The sequence below is a fragment of the Haloferax prahovense DSM 18310 genome, from assembly GCF_000336815.1.
In the GTDB taxonomy this organism is placed as follows: Archaea; Halobacteriota; Halobacteria; order Halobacteriales; family Haloferacaceae; genus Haloferax; species Haloferax prahovense.
Genome location: NZ_AOLG01000041.1, coordinates 1 through 5584 on the forward strand (window position 1 = coordinate 1; position 5584 = coordinate 5584).

8 protein-coding genes and 1 pseudogene are annotated in these 5584 nt (G+C 58.0%); 7 read left to right on the forward strand and 2 right to left on the reverse strand.

Translation table 11 applies throughout. The features are described from left to right. Window positions 1-9: 9 nt before the first annotated feature. A complete protein-coding gene (locus C457_RS11205; protein ID WP_239640756.1) occupies window positions 10-558 on the reverse strand; it encodes an adenylate kinase in 549 nt (182 codons plus the stop codon). 2 nt (window positions 559-560) lie between these two features. Continuing rightward, complete coding sequence (locus tag C457_RS19710) at window positions 561-749, reverse strand: hypothetical protein (protein WP_005533698.1); 189 nt, start codon at window positions 747-749, stop codon at window positions 561-563. A gap of 321 nt (window positions 750-1070) precedes the next feature. Here C457_RS19710 and C457_RS19715 point away from each other — a divergent pair, with 321 nt between their 5' ends. The 7 genes and pseudogenes from C457_RS19715 to C457_RS11235 form a co-directional block, all read left to right on the forward strand. Further along, window positions 1071-1313 (forward strand): helix-turn-helix domain-containing protein, encoded by a 243-nt coding sequence (locus C457_RS19715; RefSeq protein WP_006166119.1) that lies wholly within the window; start codon window positions 1071-1073, stop codon window positions 1311-1313. A gap of 85 nt (window positions 1314-1398) precedes the next feature. Beyond that, the gene (locus C457_RS11210) at window positions 1399-1797 is read left to right on the forward strand and encodes a hypothetical protein (protein ID WP_006600902.1); all 399 of its coding nucleotides are present in this window, start codon (window positions 1399-1401) and stop codon (window positions 1795-1797) included. Then, the gene (locus C457_RS11215; protein WP_004052064.1) at window positions 1797-2006 is read left to right on the forward strand and encodes a hypothetical protein; all 210 of its coding nucleotides are present in this window, start codon (window positions 1797-1799) and stop codon (window positions 2004-2006) included. The genes C457_RS11210 and C457_RS11215 overlap by 1 nt, the downstream gene beginning before the upstream one ends. Window positions 2007-2023: 17 nt before the next feature. Further along, window positions 2024-3505 (forward strand): hypothetical protein, encoded by a 1482-nt coding sequence (locus C457_RS11220; RefSeq protein ID WP_005533713.1) that lies wholly within the window; start codon window positions 2024-2026, stop codon window positions 3503-3505. A 29-nt stretch (window positions 3506-3534) separates the two neighbouring features. Beyond that, entirely contained in the window at window positions 3535-4098 is a 564-nt protein-coding gene (locus C457_RS11225) for a hypothetical protein (protein WP_005533715.1), read from the forward strand. After that, on the forward strand, window positions 4092-4874 hold the full coding sequence (locus C457_RS11230) for a hypothetical protein (protein WP_005533716.1): 783 nt from the start codon (window positions 4092-4094) through the stop codon (window positions 4872-4874). Before C457_RS11225 ends, C457_RS11230 begins: the two co-directional genes overlap by 7 nt. After that, a pseudogene (locus C457_RS11235) lies at window positions 4871-5584 on the forward strand (hypothetical protein); the annotation flags it as partial. The gene C457_RS11230 and the pseudogene C457_RS11235, both read left to right, overlap by 4 nt.

Consider the following 5584-nt stretch of genomic DNA (forward strand, 5'->3'; position numbering starts at 1 on the left):
CTCGCGCCATCAGAGATGTGTATAAGAGACAGGTCCGTGCGTCCAATCAACGATGCGTTCCATGATTCGCTTCGTCGTCTTGCTCTCGACCGCGCCGTCCGACTCTCCGGCGACCTTCAGGGCCTTCATCATGTCCGGGGAGGTGACGCGGAACTTCTGGTTGTTCGAGTCGCCCGCGATGCTAGCGAGGTCGTCCATGTGGTTCCAGATGAACCGGGCACGCCAGAGGTTCCGAGACTGAGCTGTATCGAGCTGGGTGCGCGCCACGTCGTCGGGCATCCGGGCGAGTTTTTCGATGGGGAGGAGTCCAACGAGGTCGTCCGACTGAGGGCCGGCGTCCGCAGTCTCGATTCCTTCGAGAGCGTCGTTGACAAACTGCTTCCATCGAGACATGCCATTCTGCCACCCTTCGAGAGTTTCAACCCGGTCTTCTGCGTCTTCACGTGCCTTTCTCTCGCCTTCGAGTTCGGCACGGAGTCGTTCGTTCTCGGCTTCGAGTTCGGAAACACGGGATTCGAGGGAGTCGATTCGGTCGATAACGTCGTCTAGTGAGGTCATGGTCATTGCTGAGATAGGTTGTGTTGGTCAGGGTTCGATGCGGCATCACGTGCGAGCGCTGCGATTTCGCGCGAGACCTCGCCAACGACCGGGTGGGTCGCTAGTTCGTCGACGGCGTCGAGCGCGTCAGCTACTGCTTCGGCATCGTCGATGAATCGAATTGGTCGGAGTGCGGGATTGTCGTGTTGCATGGTTGACAGCCCACGAACCTCGAAAATTTGCAGTGCAAACAGCATATCCGGTGAATTTAAGCCGGATAGCGCCGTTAGCTCATATACACGCCCGAAACCGTTGCTTCGGTTTCGGGGGTTCTTCTTCGGGAGCAAGGGGCCATCTTGCTCCCGCCGCGCCACACCGTGAGTGACACGTCCGAGTTCTTGCTCTAACTGTTCAGTCAGGATTACTTAAACGTTTGTTAGTTCTTCCAAACTGCTCGTAATGCAAACAATTCTGTTAGCCATGCAAACATATTGACCACAATGAGTTTCCATCCAGCGATTGGCGGGTATCTCATGGACATCACGCCAACACAGAAAGCCATCCTCGTTGATTTGTTACTCCACAATGATGATAAGGCTGGTAACATTGCTCGGAGGACAGGGAGACACCGAAATTCGGTGTCTCGTTCCTTTCAGGACCTCTTAGATGCTGGATTCGTGCAGGAGAAGGGCGGCGGAGTCTACCGACTAACGGACCGTGGCCGAGAGTCAGCAATCGGCCTTGTAAAGCCACAGATTGATGTTTACGAGGCTTAAGATGGATATTTGCTACGCAAACTAAACAGTCATCAACACAAACACTTTTCACTAATTGCGACAGTCTAAAAATGTAATGTCGAAGATGGAATTCGACCCCGCAGACGCGGGGTTCACGGTGGCTCTCATGGTCGCCGGATTCATTCAGACGGGCATCGCAACCTTCCAACTATTCGATATCAATTTCACCGACGTGATTTTCTCGTCGGGGAATATCGAAATCACGCTTGCGTACGCGGTATCTGTCGGCGCGTTCGCGGGCATCATCATCACGAACGAGAACACCGACCTATCGTCTCTCAAAGACGATGCGGAGAAGCTTGACGACTACTATATGTGGTCGATTTTCGGCACGGTCGGGGTGTTCGCTGCGTGGCTGTTGGTCGGTGACGTTTCCTCATTCTTCCAGAGTAGCGACCTCTGGGGCTTGGTCTACGTCGGCATCACGAGCACGGCCGGGTTCGCTGCGGGGTGGATGCTCTAATGGTGGACCTTGACCTTGACCTAGAGACGGTCGCCACACTTGGCGCGTCGGTTGGTGCTCTCGACGCCGGACTATCCGCGGGCGCAGACATCACGATTTTATCCGACCTGCTTGGTGGCAGTCTTGAAATAGGGCTGATTGTGGTTGGTGCAGCCGGTGGGTCTCTCATCGCAGACCGGCTCGGACTCGTTGAGGTGTTTGATTCGTGACTCTCGTTCGGAGGGTCATGGTTATGCTGCTCGTTGGAATCGTCATCACGACCGCCGCCACGAGCGGCGTGGTTCCAGGGTCATCTCCGGTCGGACACGCATCTGCGGAGATGGTCAACTGCGATGGTTCGGCGTCAAACTACCTCGGTGGTGCGTGGTTCAATACGATTCTCGGCAATACCGAGGGTTGTCATTGGTCAGACAACACCGACTATGAGAATCTCACCGCCACAAATGCGTATTCAAGCGCTCTTGCCCTGAAAGACGCAACCGACTCGTACACCACGACGACGCAGAACTTCATGGCTAATGCTCGAACGGTCGCCATGTCAAAGGCTAAAATAACGATGGTGAACGAGCTAAATAACGGTGCATCCCGGTCACAGGCTAAATCCGCGGTGAACCAAACGGTTCGAGACTACTACTCTCGGGTTCAGGTTCGGATTCTCTCAGATTGGGACGCTAAAGTCACTCAAATAGCTAGTCTAGATAACCAATCCGACCAAACAATTGGATACTACTACCAAAATGAGAGGAATGGAGAATGGTACTCTGGTGGTGAAACGCTTGGAACAAACACGATTCAATTCGAGTTAGTCAATGGAACATCTGTCGATACTGAAGAAATCTCTCTGAGGACTCTCCCATCCGGCTCCCGTTTCCATCCGGGGGGGTCGTCAGACCCACCAAAAGCATCTCCTATCCGGGTTGTTGCCGTCGAACCAAACTCGTCCGAGGAGACACGAATCTTCGAGTCACAGGATTATGGGTCGCTCGGCTCTTGGGCGAACGACCAGAACGACACCTATCTGCTCGACGAAACCCAAGAGCAGACCCAACAAGTGCTTGCGAATATGGACCCCTACGTTGATGAGGTGTCCAGCCAGTACCAAGCAGGCGAAATAAACTCGTCAGACCTTGCGATGATGGACCCATCCACTATCGGGGCTGAGGCATCCACATCTCTCAAAAAGTCTGGATACTACGGTCAGGGCGCGGCCATGCTCGCGTCAACCGGTGCTTCCGGGGATATCAATGCATCGCACACTATTGCAGTCGGAGACGGCTCGGGCAATCCGACGGTGCTTAATGGAACATTGTTCTACACCGGAGATGACGCATCTGGTGGCTGGGATACTGGTCAGACATACCGATTTTCAGATTATAATGGAACCTTCTACATGGCTGTTCAAGATGGGGCCAACGGCACGATTGTTGACCTCTCCACATATGGGTCGCAGTTTGAAATTTTAGAGGCTGTGAACACCCGGACAGGGGAGACGATGAACACGACCAGCCCACACAAGTACCTCTACAACTCAACGAACGCAAGCTCCCTCGCGGACGAAATCGAGCAGTTGCGACAACTCAGAAGGCAGTATGAGACCACCGGAACTGGTGGCGGTGGTGGCGGCGGTGGCTTCGGTGTTGGAACCGAAGACCGCGTTATCATCGTTGCCGCGATTGTCGCGCTCATCCTCGTCTCAACCCGGAACTAACCCCACCGATTCCCAATTTTTCGGACACCATGCGCCGAATAATCACCACACTCATAATCCTCATCGCAGTTGTATCGCCCGCGCTCGTCGGCACGGTCGCCGCGACGAACGAGACAGCGACCGCCACGCCGAGCACGCCCGAATCAACCCAGACTATCGAACTCTCCCCGACGACTCGAATCAAATCGTGGTCGTTCTCAAATGGGACGTTCTCGCTCGTCGTCGAGGCGGATACTCCGACTCGAATCGCAATCACCGACGCCGGGACTCTCTCCCGAATCCTGAGCGAAGGAGACGGCTCGGCCGCGGGGAAAGCCCGCGTTCGGCGCATGACCTTGACCCCCGGCGAGACCACCGTCAATTTCCGCGCCGAGGACTTCAACGGCGCGTCGGCAATCACCGTCACCTCATCGAATGCGGACGGTATCGTTGCTATCCGGTCTGACGCAGTTAGGGCCGCGAAACCCCCCGTCGAATGGGGCACCGTCCAGTCACTCATTGGCGCAACAGCGGTCGCGTCAGTCGGCGGGACCTATGTCTGGGTGAAGCGCAAGCGCGAGGAGACAGACCTTGAGGTGGTCCGCGAATGGTGAACGACTGGCTGAAGCTCGGTGGCGCGGGCGCGGCGCTGGCGTACTTCGGCGGCGCGGAACTCCCGGCGTGGTCGAGCCTCGCGGTCTCAGCGCTCGTCATCGCGGGCGTGGCCGCGCTGTTCGCCACGGGGAAAATCAACGACCTCCTCCCCGACCCGCCTCGCGTCCGAATCGTACAGGTGAACGCGAACAACGACGAACCTATGGCGTGCTGGTCGCTCTCGCCGGACACGTTCGCAGAGACTCAGGTTGAGTGGGGGCCGCTGTATCCGCACCAGAAGGCAGAGGGGGAAGTGTACGAGGCGTATGCCTTCGACCCCGGTCGAAACGTCGCAGTCGGGACGTGGCGGCGGTCTATCCCCGGCTCGTCGCTCGTCGGTCGGCACGATACAGACGAGGTGCTGGACGTGATTGGAGAGTACCGCGGCGACCTCGAACCCGCGGCTCGACGCGGAGAATCGCTCCGGCAGGCGCTTCCGGCAATCGTCCGGCGTGTGAAGTTCGACACGATGGAATCGCAGAACGCCGCGCTCGACCCATCGAAACCGATGGTGACGGACCAGCCGTCAGTTGACGAGATTATCACGGCCGAACTCCCCGACGAACTCCGGCCGGGACGCCTTCGGAACGGCGACCTCCGCGACCTGCTCGACGCCGCCGCCGAAGACGACGGCGACGACTGGGGCGACGGAATGGGAATGGTCTTTGACGACGACCTCCCAGACGACGCGCTCGAACCGCGCGACCCACTTCTGAACGACGGAGGGAGCGCATGAGCGGCGGACGGAGCCAAGACCGGAACACCATCTATTCGGCCGCACAGGGCCGCGAATTCCTTCGGAACGAACTTGAGAACAAGTCCAACGAGTTCGTCCGCGAGTTCGCCGGGATGATTAACGACCCCGACGTGCTCGACTTCCTGAATCGGTACTGCGGCATCTACGAGGAGCGCGGCAAGGACTTTCTGGACAGTCACGTCGGGAAACAAATCGTGCGGTCGGCGGCGACATCGATGGTAGACCGCGCCTATCGTGAGGGGAACGTGAGTCAGTTGCAGGGCATGGTCGGCATCGTGAATCAGGACCGTGAGGCGAGTGACGCCCTCACCGAGATTGTGACTCGGCTCGCGCAAGAGGGCACGATTGCGGTCGTCACCGGGCCACCCGGCGCGGGTAAGACCGCGACGACCCTCGACGTTGCGCGGGCGTGGGGCGCTCGAACCGGCGGGACGCTCTACGGCCAGACGACGTGGGACGGCTTCGACGCCGTGGTGCGGTCCGACGTGGAGATGCTAGAGGCGATGGCGTCACACAAACGCCAATCGCTCGGCGTGCTTGACGAAGCAATGCAGGAGCTTACCGGCCGCGGTGCGGACTCGAAGAAAGCCGAGACGTTCGCGGAGCGCGCGACTCTCATCCGCAAGAAAGAGGACCGCCACGGGCCGCACGCAAAGCGTGGGTCGCTCGTGCTGGTCGCTCACAATTGG

Coding starts and splice junctions, on each gene's coding strand:
- C457_RS11225 (WP_005533715.1), top strand. CDS start 3,535: ATGCGCCGAATAATCACCACACTCATAATCCTCATCGCAGTTGTATCG.
- C457_RS11205 (WP_239640756.1), bottom strand. CDS start 558: ATGACCTCACTAGACGACGTTATCGACCGAATCGACTCCCTCGAATCC.
- C457_RS11230 (WP_005533716.1), top strand. CDS start 4,092: ATGGTGAACGACTGGCTGAAGCTCGGTGGCGCGGGCGCGGCGCTGGCG.
- C457_RS19710 (WP_005533698.1), bottom strand. CDS start 749: ATGCAACACGACAATCCCGCACTCCGACCAATTCGATTCATCGACGAT.
- C457_RS11210 (WP_006600902.1), top strand. CDS start 1,399: ATGGAATTCGACCCCGCAGACGCGGGGTTCACGGTGGCTCTCATGGTC.
- C457_RS19715 (WP_006166119.1), top strand. CDS start 1,071: ATGGACATCACGCCAACACAGAAAGCCATCCTCGTTGATTTGTTACTC.
- C457_RS11220 (WP_005533713.1), top strand. CDS start 2,024: ATGGTTATGCTGCTCGTTGGAATCGTCATCACGACCGCCGCCACGAGC.
- C457_RS11215 (WP_004052064.1), top strand. CDS start 1,797: ATGGTGGACCTTGACCTTGACCTAGAGACGGTCGCCACACTTGGCGCG.